Below are 17,808 nucleotides of genomic sequence, written 5' to 3'. Positions count from 1 at the left end.
TTAATACGCAAACATTTCCTGCATCTTAGCATACTGTACTTCAGGCCCCGTTTTCAATCGTTCGTCGTAAAACGCTTCGGCATCAGATCCCGCCAGATATCTGATTTGTTTTTTGTTATCGGTTGCCGCTTCGTAAATAACAGCTGCAACATATTCAGCGGTTGAAAACTGACTGACTCTTTCAGCACTGTAACCTTCACTGACTTTATCTGCTAATTGCTGATAGGCATGGTGCATGCCGCCATCCAGTGAACGGCCGGCAAAATCAGTCTGAATTCCACCTGGCGCAATAATCTTTACACCAATTCCAAAATGAGCCAGATCATAAGCCAGACTTTCTGAGAATCCATCTACAGCAAACTTGGTAGCACAATATACAGAGCAAGTTGCATAACCTATAAGCCCAAACATTGACGTGACGTTTATAAACAAACCCTTTTTGTTTTCACGGAAGTACGGTATAAAAGCTTTTGTTACTCTTATAACGCCTAATAAATTGGTATCAATTTGCCTTAAAATCTGTTCGTCACTTAACGATTCTAACGGACCTAATAAACCATAACCCGCATTGTTCAGTACCACATCTATGGTCTGTTGAGCTATACAATTTTTAATTGTTTCTTCAATTTCTACCGAATTGGTTACATCTAATTTGATGATTTTTATATTATCAAGAAGGGTTAGTTCTTTTTCTTCTTCAGGTTTACGCATGGTAGCAATTACGTTCCATCCTTTTGATTGAAACAATCTTGCTGTAGCTTTTCCTAATCCTGACGAAGCTCCTGTAATAAAAATTGTCTTTTGCATTTTTAAATCTGATTTAAATTATATAATGCAAATTTCTCCATACACACAAAACTATATGTTGCCAAAATGAGTTTGGTTGTAGCCAAAATGACGTTCAGACAATCTGTTTAGAGTATTCACCTTACATTTCCTTTTACGCTAAAGGTTTCAAACTATTCATTTCAAGCTGTAGCAAAATTTTAAAAAAAAATATTTTCGCTTCGCTTTTTGTAGCAAAATAAAAAAAATAAAAAAATTGCTCGACTTTTTGCAATAAATAAAAATTTTGAAAAAAAATGCCACAACATTACCAAGACAATTATTTATAGTGAAAGTAATCCGGAAAAATGCTCTAAAACCTGAACTCAAAAAATCTAAAAGCTTTCTTAAAATGATTTGATACCCTTTTTGCATATTGTAACTTAGTAATACAATAACCCAAAATGCACAAATTATGAAAAAAAGAATAATTTTTGCCGCATTATTACTAGGTTTTGTAATAGCGGCTCCCGCACAAAAGAAAATTGAAACTTCAGAATTACCGAAGCCTGCACAGGAATTTTTGCAGAAACACTTTAGTGATATCCCCATAAAAGTAGCCAAAAAAGATGCCGAACATGGCGAGAAAGGGTACGAAGTTATCCTTACCGACGGCACAGAAGTAGAATTTTGGAAAGACGGCGTGTATCGCGAAGTTGATGGCGATGACAAACCAATACCAACTGCGTTTATTCCTGAGTCGGTCAAAGACTATGTGGCGAAAAACTATCCTAACGAGAAAATCACCCACATTGATTACGGACACAAAGACCTCGATGTTGACCTGACAAATAATATCGATCTGGAGTTTACCAAAGAAGGAAAATTTCTAAAAGGGAAGAAAAAATAAACCACTATGGGATAAAAGTCCATAATTTAGATTTAGCAGACTTTCAGTCTAGCTTATAGTTCTTTTTCATTAACCACAAATTGCACAGATTTTCAAAAATTAATTAGCGAGAATTTGTGCAATTTGTGGTTTATATTTTTAGAAGCTGAAAGTATTGAGTTCATTGACCTAAGACTGTCTTTTATTACCTCTCCAGATTTAATGTAATTACTTTATTTTTCCCTTGAAATGAAAATTTTGAAATGTTTTTTGAAAATTTTATAAAAATAAAATCATTTCAAATTCGAATATTTGTAAATGTAATTATGATGAATTAGTGTACGAAATTTTCTTCTTTGGAAGAAACTCTCAAACCTTTTGTCTGACTATAATTTTGGAACTCATGAATAACGCAGGAAACATAATCGTAATCGAAAACAATAAGAGAGATAGACAATTATTTACAGAACTTTTTTCAGAATTAAATTTTTCTAATGAAATCGTTTATTTTTCGTCTGGAAAAGAGGCTTACAATTCCATCATTTCCAGTAATAAAAAACCATTTCTTATCTTCTCTGATATTGTTTTGCTTCAGATGGAAGATCATAAACTAATCGACCGAACGTATAAAAATGTGAGCAAAGAACTCAATTGTCCGTATTTGTTTTTTACAACAGCTGTCGAGCAGTCTTTTGTCATAGATGCCTACTCCAACCCAACCAAAAGTTATTTTATAAAACCTTTTGAATACGAAAAATTCAAGGAAGTCATCAAATCTATTATTGATTACTGGCTGAAAGAAGAAAAAATGCCGCAGCACATTGAAAAATTAGCCAAAGAGATACCCGTTAAAACTAAGCTAAAAGAGATTAAGCAATCAGGCAAATTACAAAAGTAGTTTGCCTGTTTTGGTTTTTAAAATCAAGATACCCGCCATGGGCTTCTATAATACTTTTGGATAAAGTGAGTCCAATTCCGGCGCCGGCTATCCTGGTGGTAAAAAACGGAAGGAATATTTTGTTTTCAATTTCTTTTTCAATTCCGCTTCCGGTATCGGTAATGTTGATGAAAAGTCGGTTTTCTTTGGCTTCCGCCGAAATAAAAATGCTTTTATCCGCTGTATGTTCCAGAGCATGCACACAATTGGTCAGCAGGTTAATCAAAACTTGTTCTATCTGCTGCGAATCAACTTCTAACTCCCGATTGAACGGAATGTTATTGATAACTTCTATTTGATTTTGTCTGAATAAGGGCGTCATGATCTGCAAACTATTTTCGATCAGTTGCTGTAATTCAATCTTTTCTTTTTTGGGAGAAGGCAGCATGGCTAACTTTCGGTAGCCTTCGACAAACTTTTGCAGGAGGTCGCTTCGTCTTAACATCGTGCCCACACTGCTTCGGATGTCTTCCAGATCTTCTGCCGAAATGGTTTCCTGTTCTACCAGCTCTTGTAAATTTTGCGAAAGCGAACGAATAGGCGTTATCGAATTTAGAAGTTCATGCGATATTACTTTCATCAGATTTACCCAGGCTTCTTTTTCTTTTTTCTCGACTACATTCTGAATTGAATCCAGCAGCACAATAAAATAATCCAGACCATAAATTTCAGCTCTCGAAGTCTGCATCACAAACGTTTGGGTATGCTGGCTATTGACACTTATTTCTAAGGAGGTTTTGATTTCCTGAAAACCCTGCTCTTCTATAGCATCACATAAAGTGGGCAGCTGATTTTTCAGGTATTTCCATTTTGAAACCTTCGGCACCTCAAAATGTTCTGAAAAATAATCATTCATTAAAAAAACATCCCAGTCGGCTTCTTGCTTTTGCAGGATAATAATTCCCGTTTCGATAGTATTAAGAATCGAACGGTAGATAATATCGCGCGAAATCTGTTCGTTTTGTTTGCCTTTTAAGGTATCGTACAACTGAAATAAATTCCCATTATTGGTATTGTTCTTTTGCATGGAATAATCCGATGTAAAATCGTTTTGTAATATCGAACCAATCGTTTTGTCATAAACCAGAATGATTTTTTTTATATAAAAATACATTTCGATCAACAAGAAAACAACAATCACAAAACCAAACACAGCCGTAATAACCAGGTGATTCCTCTGCATATAAAGCGAAAACTCTACGCAGCAAAGAATCAAAATCGATCTTAAAAATAAGAGGTTATAGGTTTTAAAAGATGTAAGCATATTAGTTGGTACTGATATTATATTTTTCTAAACGGCGGTACAAAGCCCCTCTTGACAAGCCGAGTTCTTCAGCAGTTTTACTGATATTATTATGGTGTTTTACCAAAGCTTTTTCAACAGTCGCTTTCTCCACTGCCGAAAGCTGACTGTCATCCGGATTGTCTTCATACAGCGTAATCGTATCCAAATCCAGATCAGAAACCGTGATACAGTTGTTCTCGCAAAGAATAACGGCGCGCTCAATTTTGTTTTCCATTTCACGAATGTTACCGTTCCATGCGTGTTTCTCGATTTGGTCAAATACTTTTTTGTCAAAAGTAATCTCGTCCCTTCCGTATTTGATACTCATTTTTTGCAAAAGATATTCGGCTAACGGAATTTTATCTTCGTTACGCTCCCGCAAAGGCGGCAGAATAATTTCCATCGTATTGATGCGGTAATACAAATCTTCCCTAAAATTTTTATCGGCAACTTCCTGTTTTAAATTTAAGTTGGTAGCCGTGATAATCCTAACATTAAGAGGCCGGGCTTTAGTCTCGCCCAAGCGTGTTACGGTCTTGGTTTGAATGACCTGCAGCAGTTTCGATTGCAGATGCAGTGGTACATTACCAATTTCATCCAGAAAAATGGTTCCGTTTTGCGTCATTTCAAAACGGCCGGGTGTATCTGTTTTAGCATCTGTAAAAGCACCTTTGGCATAGCCAAATAATTCACTTTCGAATATATTATTATTTAAGGAACCCAGATCAATCGCAATAAAAGGACTGTTTCTTCTGTCGGATTGTTTGTAGATATGATGCGCCAGAACAAACTTACCGGTACCGTTCTCTCCTAAGATCAAAACATTGGCATCAGTCCTTGCCACTTTATCTGCCAGGGAATACGCTTTTTTAATCACTTCAGAATTACCTGTAAAAAAATCATCCGCAACCTCAGCGTGTTTCTCTTTTCGCTGTTCTTTTCTTGCTTTCTCAACGGCTTGTTTTACAGATTCGAGCAGCTTAACATTTTCCCACGGTTTCAGGATATAATCAAAAGCGCCATTTTTTAATCCTTCAACAGCCGTTTCTACTTTTCCGAAAGCGGTCATCAGAATCACCACCGTTTTAGGCGAAAGTGTTTTTATTTCTTTAAGTAAATACAAACCTTCCCTTCCGTCTTCAAAACCTATTCTGTAATTCATGTCGAGCAAAACCACATCAATGGTATTTTTTGATAATAATTCGACAATATTTTTTGGATTATTCATCGTATAAATATGCTCAAAATACTTTTTCAGGTACAATTTCGACGCAAAAAGTATGTCTTCCTGATCGTCTATGATTAAAATTGAGGCATTTGTCTTTTTCATTCTTGTTCAGTTTTGGACGAAAGGTGTCCAATAATGGACACGGTTATTTTTTGGATTAAAATAAATGCGTAAAAATAAGACTGTTATAAAGTTTAATTTTTTGGCACGAAAATCATATTATGACTAGCAAATCATTAATTATGAATGCCTTTCGAAAGTAAAAGTAACAAAAAAAATAACTGTTAATTGTATTTAAAATACCTTAATTTTCAGCTGTGTTTCTTTTGCTTCGATGGCAAAATCAAGTAGCAGTCAAGTATCAATAAAACATTAAAAAAAACCAGAACGTATGATTACCATTAAAAAGCTTTCAAAAATATTCAGAACCGAAGAATTAGAAACCAAAGCCTTGAGCGAGATTTCATTAAACATCAATCAGGGCGATTTTGTCTCGATAATGGGACCATCAGGAAGCGGAAAATCAACTTTATTAAATATCGTAGGCTTACTGGATAGCGCTTCAGATGGAAGTTATCAGTTATTGAATCAGGAAATGGTAGGCTTAAAAGAGAAAGACAAATCCAAAGCAAGAAAAGAAAACATTGGTTTTATTTTTCAGAATTTCAACCTGATCGATGAATTATCAGTATATGATAATATTGAGCTGCCTTTAATTTACAACAATGTTCCATTAGCGGAGCGAAAGAAAAAAATAGAAGCCATTGCAACCAAATTGGCCATAGCCCACCGGCTGAAACACCACCCGCAGCAGCTTTCAGGTGGTCAGCAACAGCGTGTGGCCGTAGCAAGAGCCTTGATTAATGATCCTAAAATAATTCTTGCCGATGAGCCAACCGGAAACCTGGACAGTAAAAACGGTAATGAAGTAATGGAACTATTAACGGATCTGCATGCCAATGGAGCCACCATTTTAATGGTTACCCACTCTGATTATGATGCTTCATTCTCGCAAAAAACAATTTTGATGAAAGACGGAATGATCCTTTCAGAAAAAATGAACAACCGAAATGTAGATGTTTTAGTAGCCAATTCTAAAAACTAAAACCATGCTAAAAAACTGGATCAACATATTTATATACCACCTCAAAAACAACAAGCTATTTACTGCTTTGAATGTTTTAGGTCTGAGTATTGGTATTGCAGGATTAATTTTTGCGATTTTATATTGGAATGATGAACATTCTTATGATGCCTGGAATCCACAAAAAGATAAAATATTTTTGCTCACCAACGAAATGAGTGAAAATACATTTTGGGCCTCAAGTTCTGCTCCTGTAGGTGCTGCAATAAAAGAGAAAACATCAGAAATAGAAGCGTATTGCTATATGGACGGTGACTATATTAATGATATAATCAAGTTTAGAGATAAAAAAATACAATCTGATAAAATTGTAAGTGCGCAGAAAAATTTCTTTGAGTTTTTTCCTTTTGATTTTGTTGAAGGAAACCGAAAAAAGGCGCTTCCGGATGAAAATAGCATTTGTTTATCTGAAGAATTAGCGTTTCAAATCTTCGGAAATGAGAGTGCTTTAGGTAAAGAGTTGACTATTCAAAATAAAAAAGTACTGGTAAGAGGGGTTTATAAATTAGATAAAAAGTCTTCTTATAATCCGTCTTGTGTAGTCAATTTTGTTGATTTATTCCTAAAAAAGACAATCACTCAATGGGGGAATTTTCATTATGTTTTAATGATTAAAGCCAAACAAGCTAATGCAACTAGTGCTATCACCAGAAATTTAGAAAAATTATATTACACCAATCTTACGGAGCGTTTTGCGAAGTTAAACGGTATGACACCAGCAGCTTATGCAGAAAAATATGGTGTTCCACAGCCTCATTTAGAATCGTTAGAATCTATCCGATTACATACTAAAACTGGCGGATTAGTCGAGGGAAAAGGAAATTATCAGTTTCTATTGATAATGGTAGGATTATCGATTTTGATCCTAATTCTTTCGATAGTAAATTATGTAAACTCAGCCACTGCAAACTCCATAAAAAGAGCGAAAGAAGTTGGTGTTCGCAAGATTATTGGGGCTTCAAAAGCCAATATTGTTCAGCAATTTGTTTTAGAAACCATTCTAATCACCTTATTCTCGATTTTACTTTCATTAGTTATAGTTGAATTGTCATTGCCCTATTACAATGATTTTCTAGAAAAAACATTAACCCTGCAAGGAAGTCAATTTTACCTTCAGCTTGTTATCATATTTATTGTAACTGTTGCCGTTGCTGGTATTTTTCCTGCAATTTATGTTTCTAATTTTGAAGTCCTAAACGTTTTAAAAGGCAATTTCGGACGAAGCAAAAGCGGCGTTTGGCTCCGAAATGGAATGCTAATATTTCAATTTGCTATAGCTGCTTTCTTCATCATCGGATCTTATATTGTTTATAGTCAAATCGATCACATGAATAAAAAAGATTTAGGTTTTAAAGCCAATCAAATCTTGAATATCTCATACCGAAATGTCTATGGAGAAGAAATTACAGATGATTTTAGATTTAATCGATATCAAATTATCAAGAATGAATTATTGCGAATTAAAGGAGTCAAAAAAGTAGCTGGAGGTGCATTTGTTTTTGGAAAAAGTGTGAGTACATCAAGCTATAAATACAAAGACATTGAAGTAGATGGATCTAATATATCGATAGATTTCGGAATGTTGGAAATGCTTAAAATAAAGCTGGCAAAAGGCCGCTTTTTAAGTCCTAAATTTGCTCAGGATACCATAAATACAATGCTAATTAATGAAGCAGCATTAAAACAATTAAACGAAAAAGATCCGATAGGTAAGAAGATCGACTGGAACGGAATGGAAGTAACTATTGTTGGGGTTGTAAAAGATTTTAATCTTGGTAATCCGGGTGATCCTATTCCGCCTATGTCATTTTTCCACTTCAAAACAGTTCCGTGGCTTGCCGGAGCATTAAATAATATTTATGTAGATGTTGATGCCCAACAAATGGAACAAGCGCTGACTGCTATTCAAAAATTTTGGGCAAAAAATGTAGATCCCGATTACCCTTTTACCTATGATTTTGTAGAAAAAGAATACAAGAGATCCTATAGCAACTATGTCAAACAAAAGAATCTTTTTTCATTATTAAATGTAATTGTCATTCTTATTGCTCTTTTTGGGTTATTCTCATTGGCTTCCTTTTCTATCGAAAGAAAAATGAAAGAAATTGCGATAAGGAAAACGCTGGGTGCAGAAACGAATGTGTTGCTCAAAGAACTCTCCAAACAATATGTTGTGTATTGTGTTATTGGCTTCTTGATTGCTTTGTTCCCTACCTATTACTTACTTAGCAAGTGGTTAGAGAATTTTGCTTACCGACTTGAACTTACGATATATCCGTTTTTAATTGGTTTCATCGTACTGTTACTGCTCACCTTAGTTGTGGTACTTTCAAGAGCCTATCAGGCGACCAAAGTTGATGTTCTACAATACCTAAAATACGAGTAACATGCTAAAGAACTGGATCAACATATTTATATACCACATCAAAAACAACAAGCTTTTTACTGCTTTGAATGTTTTGGGTCTGAGTATTGGTATCGCAGGATTAATATTTGCTATTCTGTATTGGAATGACGAACATTCGTACGATCAATGGAATCCTAAAAAGGATAAAATATATACTGTAATGAACGATTTGGGCGGCGGAAATCTCTGGGCAGTAAGTTCAGCTATGACGGCTCCTGAACTAAAAAGAAGTACCTCCTATCTGGAAGATTATTGTTATTTTACCAGTAATTACGCTAAGAAAACCATACAGTATAATGGCAAAATAGAACTAATCGATAAGGTATTCTCGGCGCAAAGCAGTTTCTTTTCTTTTTTCCCATTCGAATTTGTTCATGGCAGCGGAAAAAGCGCACTAAAGGATCGCAATAGCATGGCTATTTCCGAAGAAACGGCGACCCGTTTGTTCAAGGACGACAATCCTATGGGAAAACAGGTAAAATTTGCAGATCGTCTTTTTGTTATTCGTGGTGTGTATCGCATAACTGGTAAATCATCGGTAATGCCTGCACTTGTTACCACTAAGATTCAGGATCAAATAGAAAAAGAAAGAGACGGCTGGTCTTTTAATTTTGGGTTAATGCTCCGACTAAAAAGACAAAGTGATACCACCGCCGTTATAAAAAATCTGGACGCTATCTTTTTGGAGAAAAACTACAAAGTACAGGCAAGGAATGAAGGTATGTCGCTTAAGGAATTTACCCAAAGATACGGAGAACCGGTTAAGGCAAGGTTGCTTTCGCTTTCAAAATCCAGATTGTATAATGGCAATTATTCCTTTCCGGAAGGAACCGGTAATTATATTTTTCTGCAAATACTAATGGGACTCTCTGTACTTATCCTGTTATTATCGATTGTCAATTACATCAATCTTGCCACGGCTAATGCTATAAAGCGTGCGAAAGAAGTAGGTGTCAGGAAGGTGGTAGGCGCTTCTAAACTGCAGATTATTGCTCAGTTTGTGTTTGAAACTATTCTGATTACGCTTTTTTCACTCTTACTGGCTCTGGTCATTGTCGAGCTTTCGCTTCCTTTTTATAATGATTTTCTAAACAAAAGTCTGGTGCTTAAAGGCTCTCAGCTTTATTTGCAATTAATTGTAGTTTTTATTCTTGTTGTTTTTGTGTCGGGTGTATTTCCGGCTGTATATATCTCCAATTTTGAAGCACTTAAAGTATTAAAAGGTAATTTTTCGCGAAGCAAAAGTGGTATCTGGCTTCGCAACGGTATGCTGGTTTTGCAGTTTGCCATTGCCACCTTTTTTATCATTGGTTCTTTTATAGTGTATCAACAGGTCAATTTTATGACAGAGAAAGATTTAGGTTTTAATGGTTCGCAGGTAATGGATATTGCTTTTAAACCCAAAAAAGGACTTAATCAATTTGAAAGATATACCACTATCAAACAGGAACTTCTAAAACTTAAAGGTGTCGAGACCGTATCAGCAGGAGCATTTTCTATCGGAGGTCTGGATAACTCCTGGACCGGGCTGCATTATAAAGAAAATCCAGAAGTCATAACACAACAAATGGGTGTCGATTTTGGAATGCTGGAATTGTTGGGAGTACAAGTGATAAAAGGAAGAGGCTTAAACGAAAAATTAGCCTCGGACAGTGTTTCTAATGTTTTACTGAATGAAACTGCCGCCAAAACGTTGGGAGAAAAAGACCCTATAGGCAAGATAGTCTCTTTTGATGATAAGACCGTTAAAGTAGTAGGAGTGGTAAAAAACTTCCATTACTTTGGATTAGAAAATAAAATTGGCCCTATGATTTTCTTTCACCTAAAGATGGAAGACTGGACACAGAACGACATGAGTAATATCGCAGTTAAAATTTCTCCTCAAGATATGTCAACTACAATTGCTGCACTCAATGCCTTTTGGAAAGCAAAAGTAGATGCTGAATATCCTTTTGAATATAATTTTGTGGATCAAAATTTTAAGCGAACGTTTCAGAAATATGAAAACCAGAGTGCTCTGTTTTCTTTGCTCAATGCAATTGTTATTCTTATTGCTGTTTTTGGGTTGTTTGCCTTAGCTTCCTTTTCTATGGAAAGAAGATTAAGAGAGATTGCTATCCGAAAAACATTAGGAGCAGAAACGAATGTGTTATTAAAAGAGCTCTCTAAACAATATGTGGTTTTCTGTATATCAGGTTTTTTAATCGGAATCCTTCCGGCTTATTTTTTATTACAAAAATGGCTCGAAAATTTTGCTTTCAGGATAACAATTCCTTTTCTGCCTTTTATTGTGGCCTTGGTATTTCTACTGTTTTTAACTTTAGTCATTGTATTAACCAAAGCCTATCAGGTAACTAAAATTGATGTGCTAAAATACCTCAAATACGAGTAGGGTAATTTATTCTTTACGGCATCACAAAATAATAAAAACCTCCAAAATCATTGACTTTGGAGGTTTTTTGTATCGCGCAATCTTTTGCAGAACGCGAATTGATATTTTTTTACCACGGGCTTATTCCGCTTTCATCCTCGATATCATTACTAAAGAATTTACCTGTTGGTCCATTCTCATCTGTAAGGGTGTGTTTGATGATAAAAGTAGCTGCACTTGCTATTGTTCCAGGTCCGCTATGATGATTAAAATCTGTTGCGGTGTAGCCCGGATCTATTACATTTACTCTAAAAGTGTCTTTCAATTCGTGAGCTAATGCAATCGTGTACGCATTTAGTGCCGCCTTCGATGTTCCGTAGCCAGCTGTTTTAACCGCATAATATTTCCAGTCCGGATCACTATGCAACGTCAGCGAAGCTAGTCCGGAAGTAATGTTACTAATTATGGGACTATCTGATTTTTTTAATAGTTCCAAAAATTGTTGTGTAACACGAATGACACCAAAGAAATTAGTCTCAAATATTTCCTGAATATTCTCGATAGCCGTATCCGATGCCGGTTGCGGATTAACGCCTAAGATTCCGGCATTGTTAATCAGGATATCTAGTTTTCCCTGCTCCTTTTCTATAGTATTTTTGGCCTCCAGAACAGAGTCGGGATTCGTAACATCAATCTGAATGGCTTTGATATTTTGAAATCCATTCTCGTTTAATTCTTTTACTACCGCTTTTCCGTTCTCAAGGCTGCGGCTCCCCAGGTAAACAAACAATCCTTTTTCCGAAAGCTGCTTTGCGGTTTCCAAACCAATGCTTCTATTGGCTCCTGTTATTAGTACTGACTTCATTTTGTATGATTTAAGATTATTGAAGCAAAGGTGCTCCGTTTAAAAATGAAATCATTTGCCATTTGACAAAAAGCAACTTAACGGATGCTTTTTCTGATGCGGCTTAAAGAAGATTGCGTGATGCCCAGATAAGAAGCAATATAGGAAAGCGGTATAAGATTAACCAGATTAGGATAAATTTTCAGAAACATGACATAACGTGTCGTAGCATCTTCTGTCACCAGCGGGCTTCTTCTTTCTACTTTTTGTCGCAATGCTTTCGAAATAATTTTATGCACTATCGCTTCCCAGGGAATAATAGTGTCCAGCAGTTCTTTCCAGTCTTTCCTCGAAAACACCAGCAGTTTGCAATCGGTTATGGCCTGCACGTACGCATTCGAACAAATCTCGTTTTCGAAACTTTCCAGATCGACCACCATATTATTTTCTACAATAAAGTATTTGGTAATCTCTTCTCCTTTATTATTATAATAACACACCCGTATAACACCCTCTAAAACAAAACCCACTTGTTGTGCAATTTTACCTGCTTCCGAAAAATAGGCATCTTTAGGAAGTTCCAGCACAGTAGCCTTATTGATAATGAGGTCAATTTGCTGTTGGTTTAAGTCACCAAACTGCAGTATATAGTTTATAAAGTCTTTCATGCGTGCAAGTTAATCAAAGTTATTTTTTTACTATTTGTCATTTGGCAAAAAGTTGCCTTCCTCATCATCGAACTTCTTATCATTTTGCCTGGCACCCATTCTGTACTGTTTACGGTTTAGTAGGCATCCTAAATATGCCTGACTTTTGATTTTTTACTTATAAAATGAGACTGTAGTTTCCTGTAATCCGATTGGGAACTTATCAGAAGAGGTTTATGGTTACTTCAGATAGATTCTAAACTCCGTTGGAGCCGTTTTTTACTGATTCGACCCGGTCGGCAACCTATCCGGATAGGTTGCCAACCTATACCTACCCGGTCTTGAACCTATCTAACCCGGTTCCGAACCCCGCTGGATAGGTTCTAAGGTCCGTCCGACAGGTTCCGAACCTATCGAGACCTGGTTCCAGACCTATCTGGATAGGTTCCGAACCTATACTGACCCAGTCCCGAACCTATCCAGATAGGTTCCAGACCGGGTGCGAGGTGGTTCCGAACCTATCCAGCGGGGTTTGGAACCTATCTAGCGGACCTTAGAACCGGGTCAGCGGGGTTCCCGACCGGGTGCGAGGTATTGAAAACCTATCCGGACAAGTACCGAACCAAAGCTCTACTCTGAAATCTATTTATGATAAGGATTTTTATGGCTTTTTAGTTTTGCTATAAAAAAAATCACCTTCTTTTTATTCCATCAAAGCGTGTTTGGTTTTTTAGGTTTGCTTCTTTTAATACCCTAAAAAAGCCATCCGGTAAAAGTGTTGTTTTTAAGAATTCAGGCTGAAGAGTCCTATCTTCCATTTAAAAGAAATTTAAAGCAGCCTTACCTCATCATACAGAAACTGAAGCCGTTTTTTCTTTATACTAAAGAGGTCTAAGATTGTCTCAGAAGCTGTTGATTTAGAAAGGTGAAATTTGTTCCTATTGATAGAGGTGTTTTAATCTGTTAGATTTTTAACTATTTTTTTAGCAGCCATCTTTCTGCATATCTGAATAAAGAGCAGCCTCTCCCGCAAAAGCTTTACTACTAAAATATTGGACACCTATTAAAGTGGTTATAAAATTAGACAGGTATCAATCAACCCGAATATTTACAAAAAAAGGTCTATCTAAATGTGTTGTTTATTATTTCTTGTAAATTTCTAATGAAGCTTGCTTTGGGATAGTTGTTTAATCAATCAATGGAAAACCTTCTACAAAACGGTTGTAAAATGTAAATATTCATCAAATCAATACAAATTTAAAGCGGTTATTAAATAGCAGCTCTAGTTATGTCACTAAAACATTACTAACTTTGAATTTTAAAATTTATAGTAAAATTCTTAAAGGAGATTAAATAAAACCACGTTATTTGAAATTTTATTTTACTTATTTCATTCTTTATTCCTAATTTTAGTACAAAAATTTGCAGCTTCCTTGGGTATATACTACTAAATAGGATATAACAGGCATAAAATACATTTTATATTAAATAGGTTAACTTTTAATCTTTATGAATAATTTCATTTTTACGGCATTGTTTATTGGTTTACTTGTCATTAGTCTGTTGATAACGTATGGCGTAAAAAAAGAGAAGAATAATTGGTTATTAATAGGGAGTCTTTTTTGCCTGATGTACGCTTTATTTGCCACATGGCTCATAGATACAAATACTATTGCAAAGGTTCCTTATCTGTCCCGAACAGGAAATATTTTTGGCTATCTGATATATCCTTTTATGTACCTGTTTATACGTAATATGCTGTATCCGGGCAGGATGTTTAAGAAAATGGATGTTTTATTTATGGTTCCGGCCTTATTTTATTGTATAGATATGATTCCTTTTTTTCTGTTATCCAATAATGAAAAGATACTTATTGTAAAAAATAATCTTTTGAATAATAAAAATACGTTTGCTGAAGGCTGGCTGGTACATCCTACCTTTCATTTTGGCCTAAGAACCTATTGGGCCGTATTTAATCATATACTAATTGGTATTCTTTTGTATAATAATAAGCCATATAAACACCCTCAAAATAAAAATGTATTTCATTTTTTACTGACACTGGCTCTTATTTTCCTGCCTTTGACTCTTGTAAATATTTATGGAATTACAAACAATCCACAATGGTGGAATAATCATATTTTTTCTGTAACTTTAGGCACCCCATTATTTGCTTCCGGCATCTACCTTTTGTTTTCACCCGGTGTTATGTATGGTTCCCATTCATTACGTTTTAATCAACGTACTGATAAACAGGATAACCAGCAGGATATACTAGTAGAGTTTAACGAAAACGGTAAAACAGATGAAATACCCAAGAGCAAATTTGATTATGAGATAGTTGCAGACCACATAGGTCAACTGGTTTTGTTTATGGAGAACGACAAACCTTTTATAGAGCCCAATCTTAGCCTTCACAAATTGGCAGATTTAACCAATATTCCGGTTTATATCATATCTAATATTATCAATCATCATTTCAAGTCTAATTTTAATACCTGGATAAACAGTTACCGTATTCAATACTTTTTTACCCTAACTGATAATCCGGATTTAAAACAATTTACGATAGAAGCATTAGCAATGAAATCGGGATTCGCAAACAGAGTAACCTTTAATGTAGCCTTTAAACGTGAGATAGGAGAATCTCCAGGGAAATATTTAAAATCCAACCCAAAGAAACAAGTCATATAATAAGAATTACTAATGCCTGTTAGCAATTCTTATTAATCTATACTATTGATTAATTAATAAATAATAACCTTATGAAAAAAAACTTTTTACTTACAGGATTTATAGCTGTATTTTCTTTTACCGCAATGAATGCGCAGGAAACTACATCTTCTCAAAACTGGCCTGACAGAACAGTTTTGCCTATTGAGCCCTATCAAAAAGTGGGAAAAATAGCTCCTACCATTAAAGATTCGGACAAAATTGACTGGCCAAAAGAAATTGGTGCTCCAGAAGGTGCTCCAAATGTCTTGTTGATTATGATTGATGATGTTGGTTTTGGTGCCAGTTCTGCTTTTGGAGGACCTATCCCGACACCCAACTTTGATGCGCTTGCAGCAAACGGATTAAAATACAATCGTTTTCATACTACTGCAGTTTGTTCTCCTTCAAGAGCAGCACTTATTACAGGTAGAAATCACCATACAGCCGCAACAGGTATCATTATGGAGTTCTCAACTCCATTTCCTGGCTACAACAGTTTAGTGCCGAAAAGTGTAGCTACTATAGGTAAAATATTAACAGATAATGGTTATGGAACTTCATGGTTTGGTAAAAATCATAATGTACCAGACTGGCAGTCATCACCAGCAGGTCCTTTCAATCTATGGCCAACCGGTTTAGGTTTCGAATATTTCTATGGTTTCCTTGGAGCAGATGCCCATCAGTTTAGACCTGCAATTATGGAAAACACAAAACCTATCGATCCGTATTTGAAAGATGGAAAAGTGGATGAAGATTATATCTTAGACAAAGATTTAGCCGATCACGCCATCCATTGGATTCAGACTCAAAAAGCAGTATCGCCTAAAAAACCTTTCTTTGCTTACTATACACCAGGAACAGCACATGCTCCGCATCAGGCACCTAAAGAATGGATTGCTAAATTTAAAGGAAAATTTGATCAGGGATTTGACAAACAGCGTATTGCCACGTATGAAAATCAAAAAAGATTAGGAATTATACCTGCTGATGCAAAATTAGCTCCTACCCCAAATGATTATCAAAAATGGGATAAACTGACTCCAGGTTTGAAAAAAGTAGCTGCCAGAGAAATGGAAGTATATGCTGCGATGTTAGCGTATTGTGATTACGAAATTGGAAGAATTCTTGAAACCATCAAAGATTTAGGAGAAGAAAACAATACCATGGTTATCTTTATTATGGGTGATAATGGTGCCAGTGCTGAAGACCCTACAGGTTACGGATTAACTAGTGAATTAGGGGTATTAGCAAATGGTCTGGTAGATACAGAAGAATATATGCTAAAACATTTAGATGAATTTGGAGGAGCCTGGCAAGCTGAACATTATTCTCAAAGCTGGGCACATGCCATGAATGCACCTTACCAATGGGATAAAAAAATTGCATCGCATTTAGGTGGTAGCCGTACAGGGATGGTTATTTCCTGGCCAGCAAGAATCAAACAAACAGGACAAGTTCGTAGCCAGTTTGCTCATATTACAGATATTGTTCCGACCATTCTGGAAGCAGCAAACATACCTGCTCCAAAAAGTGTAGATGGTTTTAAACAAGAGCCAATGGCAGGAACAAGTTTGGTGTACTCTTTTGATAATGCAAACGCACCTGAAACACATACGACCCAATATTTTGAAGTAATTGCCAATAGAGCTATTTATAAAGATGGGTGGATGGCAAGTACCACTCCTAAAAACTTACCTTGGCAAGGACACCCTGTACCATCAGAAGATCCTGTAAAAGATTATAAATGGGAATTGTATGACTTAACAAAAGATTTTACACAATCTAACAATATTGCAGCAAAAAATCCTGAGAAGCTAAAAGAAATGCAGGCCGCTTTTATGGCTGAAGCTGCAAAATATAAAGTATTCCCTTTTGATGACCGTTATATCGACAGAGTAAATCCTGAAAACCGTCCGAACTTAAACAAAGGAAGAAATGAGTTTGTTTATCATGAAGGTAATTCACGTATTACGGAAGGTATGGCGCCAAATATGAAAAATACTTCTTTCACCATTACTGCAGAAGTAGAAGTAAAAGCAGGTGAAGAAGGTATGATTGTTACGCAAGGTGGATATTTTGGAGGTTTAGCTTTAATGCTGCAAAAAGGAAAACCAACATTCTCTTATGCTTTTTCACATTACCCAGAACACAAATGGACAATTCAATCTCCAACAGCTTTAACAGCTGGTAAACACACTATTCTTTTGAAATTTGATTATGCAGGTGGCGGAGCTGGTAAACCGGCAAAAGCTACTATTTTAGTAGATGGAAATAAAGTAGCAGAAGGAGATATTGCCAGAACAATTCCGAGTCGTTTCTCAGCTGATGAAACTTTAGATGTAGGGGAAGATTTTGGTACTCCTATAACCAGAGATTATGATGCTCCATTTTTCTTTCAGGGAGAAATTGAAAAAGTTACAATCACGCTACCGAAAGGATAATAGTAACATAAACAAAAGAGCTACGTAGATTGTATCTATATACTATTAAAAAGCAAAAACTCCTTAAGCAATTAAGGAGTTTTTTTATGGAATAAAACTAAGCTCACTTTACAAACTAATGTTGGTTTATTTGGC

12 protein-coding genes are annotated in these 17,808 nt (G+C 35.7%); 7 read left to right on the top strand and 5 right to left on the bottom strand.

Annotated elements, in window-relative coordinates; translation table 11 throughout:
- Window positions 1–807, bottom strand: a complete 807-nt coding sequence (locus GON26_RS08170) for an SDR family oxidoreductase (RefSeq protein ID WP_160374344.1) — start codon at window positions 805–807, stop codon at window positions 1–3.
- 433 nt (window positions 808–1,240) lie between these two features.
- On the opposite strand from GON26_RS08170, the gene GON26_RS08165 reads away from it, so the two are divergent.
- The gene (locus GON26_RS08165) at window positions 1,241–1,675 is read left to right on the top strand and encodes a PepSY-like domain-containing protein (RefSeq protein ID WP_160374343.1); all 435 of its coding nucleotides are present in this window, start codon (window positions 1,241–1,243) and stop codon (window positions 1,673–1,675) included.
- A gap of 382 nt (window positions 1,676–2,057) precedes the next feature.
- Window positions 2,058–2,552 (top strand): response regulator, encoded by a 495-nt coding sequence (locus GON26_RS08160; RefSeq protein ID WP_160374342.1) that lies wholly within the window; start codon window positions 2,058–2,060, stop codon window positions 2,550–2,552.
- On the opposite strand, the gene GON26_RS08155 is transcribed toward GON26_RS08160, so the two are convergent.
- The gene (locus GON26_RS08155) at window positions 2,524–3,774 is read right to left on the bottom strand and encodes a sensor histidine kinase (RefSeq protein ID WP_317164691.1); all 1,251 of its coding nucleotides are present in this window, start codon (window positions 3,772–3,774) and stop codon (window positions 2,524–2,526) included. The genes GON26_RS08160 and GON26_RS08155 overlap by 29 nt on opposite strands.
- 82 nt (window positions 3,775–3,856) lie before the next feature.
- A complete protein-coding gene (locus tag GON26_RS08150) occupies window positions 3,857–5,206 on the bottom strand; it encodes a sigma-54-dependent transcriptional regulator (protein ID WP_160374340.1) in 1,350 nt (449 codons plus the stop codon).
- A 289-nt stretch (window positions 5,207–5,495) separates the two neighbouring features.
- On the opposite strand from GON26_RS08150, the gene GON26_RS08145 reads away from it, so the two are divergent.
- From GON26_RS08145 to GON26_RS08135, 3 genes are read left to right on the top strand one after another with little or no spacing between them, the layout of a single operon-like run.
- A complete protein-coding gene (locus GON26_RS08145) occupies window positions 5,496–6,209 on the top strand; it encodes an ABC transporter ATP-binding protein (protein ID WP_160374339.1) in 714 nt (237 codons plus the stop codon).
- A gap of 4 nt (window positions 6,210–6,213) precedes the next feature.
- Entirely contained in the window at window positions 6,214–8,634 is a 2,421-nt protein-coding gene (locus GON26_RS08140) for an ABC transporter permease (RefSeq protein WP_160374338.1), read from the top strand.
- Between the two features lies 1 nt (window position 8,635).
- The gene (locus GON26_RS08135; protein WP_160374337.1) at window positions 8,636–11,047 is read left to right on the top strand and encodes an ABC transporter permease; all 2,412 of its coding nucleotides are present in this window, start codon (window positions 8,636–8,638) and stop codon (window positions 11,045–11,047) included.
- Between the two features lie 109 nt (window positions 11,048–11,156).
- Here GON26_RS08135 and GON26_RS08130 read toward each other — a convergent pair whose 3' ends face one another.
- On the bottom strand, window positions 11,157–11,891 hold the full coding sequence (locus tag GON26_RS08130) for an SDR family NAD(P)-dependent oxidoreductase (RefSeq protein ID WP_160374336.1): 735 nt from the start codon (window positions 11,889–11,891) through the stop codon (window positions 11,157–11,159).
- 77 nt (window positions 11,892–11,968) lie between these two features.
- Complete coding sequence (locus tag GON26_RS08125) at window positions 11,969–12,538, bottom strand: Crp/Fnr family transcriptional regulator (protein WP_160374335.1); 570 nt, start codon at window positions 12,536–12,538, stop codon at window positions 11,969–11,971.
- A gap of 1,488 nt (window positions 12,539–14,026) precedes the next feature.
- On the opposite strand from GON26_RS08125, the gene GON26_RS08120 reads away from it, so the two are divergent.
- A complete protein-coding gene (locus GON26_RS08120) occupies window positions 14,027–15,211 on the top strand; it encodes a helix-turn-helix domain-containing protein (RefSeq protein WP_160374334.1) in 1,185 nt (394 codons plus the stop codon).
- 71 nt (window positions 15,212–15,282) lie between these two features.
- Window positions 15,283–17,673: an arylsulfatase gene (locus GON26_RS08115; protein ID WP_160374333.1), complete on the top strand. Its 2,391-nt coding sequence runs from the start codon at window positions 15,283–15,285 to the stop codon at window positions 17,671–17,673.
- Window positions 17,674–17,808: the final 135 nt, after the last annotated feature.

The sequence above is a fragment of the Flavobacterium hydrocarbonoxydans genome, assembly GCF_009789235.1.
In the GTDB taxonomy this organism is placed as follows: Bacteria; Bacteroidota; Bacteroidia; order Flavobacteriales; family Flavobacteriaceae; genus Flavobacterium; species Flavobacterium hydrocarbonoxydans.
This window is presented reverse-complemented; position numbering and strand designations above follow the sequence as displayed.

Bases quoted from the DNA above. Each gene is read 5' to 3' on its own strand.
- GON26_RS08170 (WP_160374344.1), bottom strand. From the start codon at position 807: ATGCAAAAGACAATTTTTATTACAGGAGCTTCGTCAGGATTAGGAAAA.
- GON26_RS08165 (WP_160374343.1), top strand. From the start codon at position 1,241: ATGAAAAAAAGAATAATTTTTGCCGCATTATTACTAGGTTTTGTAATA.
- GON26_RS08160 (WP_160374342.1), top strand. From the start codon at position 2,058: ATGAATAACGCAGGAAACATAATCGTAATCGAAAACAATAAGAGAGAT.
- GON26_RS08155 (WP_317164691.1), bottom strand. From the start codon at position 3,774: ATGCAGAGGAATCACCTGGTTATTACGGCTGTGTTTGGTTTTGTGATT.
- GON26_RS08150 (WP_160374340.1), bottom strand. From the start codon at position 5,206: ATGAAAAAGACAAATGCCTCAATTTTAATCATAGACGATCAGGAAGAC.
- GON26_RS08145 (WP_160374339.1), top strand. From the start codon at position 5,496: ATGATTACCATTAAAAAGCTTTCAAAAATATTCAGAACCGAAGAATTA.
- GON26_RS08140 (WP_160374338.1), top strand. From the start codon at position 6,214: ATGCTAAAAAACTGGATCAACATATTTATATACCACCTCAAAAACAAC.
- GON26_RS08135 (WP_160374337.1), top strand. From the start codon at position 8,636: ATGCTAAAGAACTGGATCAACATATTTATATACCACATCAAAAACAAC.
- GON26_RS08130 (WP_160374336.1), bottom strand. From the start codon at position 11,891: ATGAAGTCAGTACTAATAACAGGAGCCAATAGAAGCATTGGTTTGGAA.
- GON26_RS08125 (WP_160374335.1), bottom strand. From the start codon at position 12,538: ATGAAAGACTTTATAAACTATATACTGCAGTTTGGTGACTTAAACCAA.
- GON26_RS08120 (WP_160374334.1), top strand. From the start codon at position 14,027: ATGAATAATTTCATTTTTACGGCATTGTTTATTGGTTTACTTGTCATT.
- GON26_RS08115 (WP_160374333.1), top strand. From the start codon at position 15,283: ATGAAAAAAAACTTTTTACTTACAGGATTTATAGCTGTATTTTCTTTT.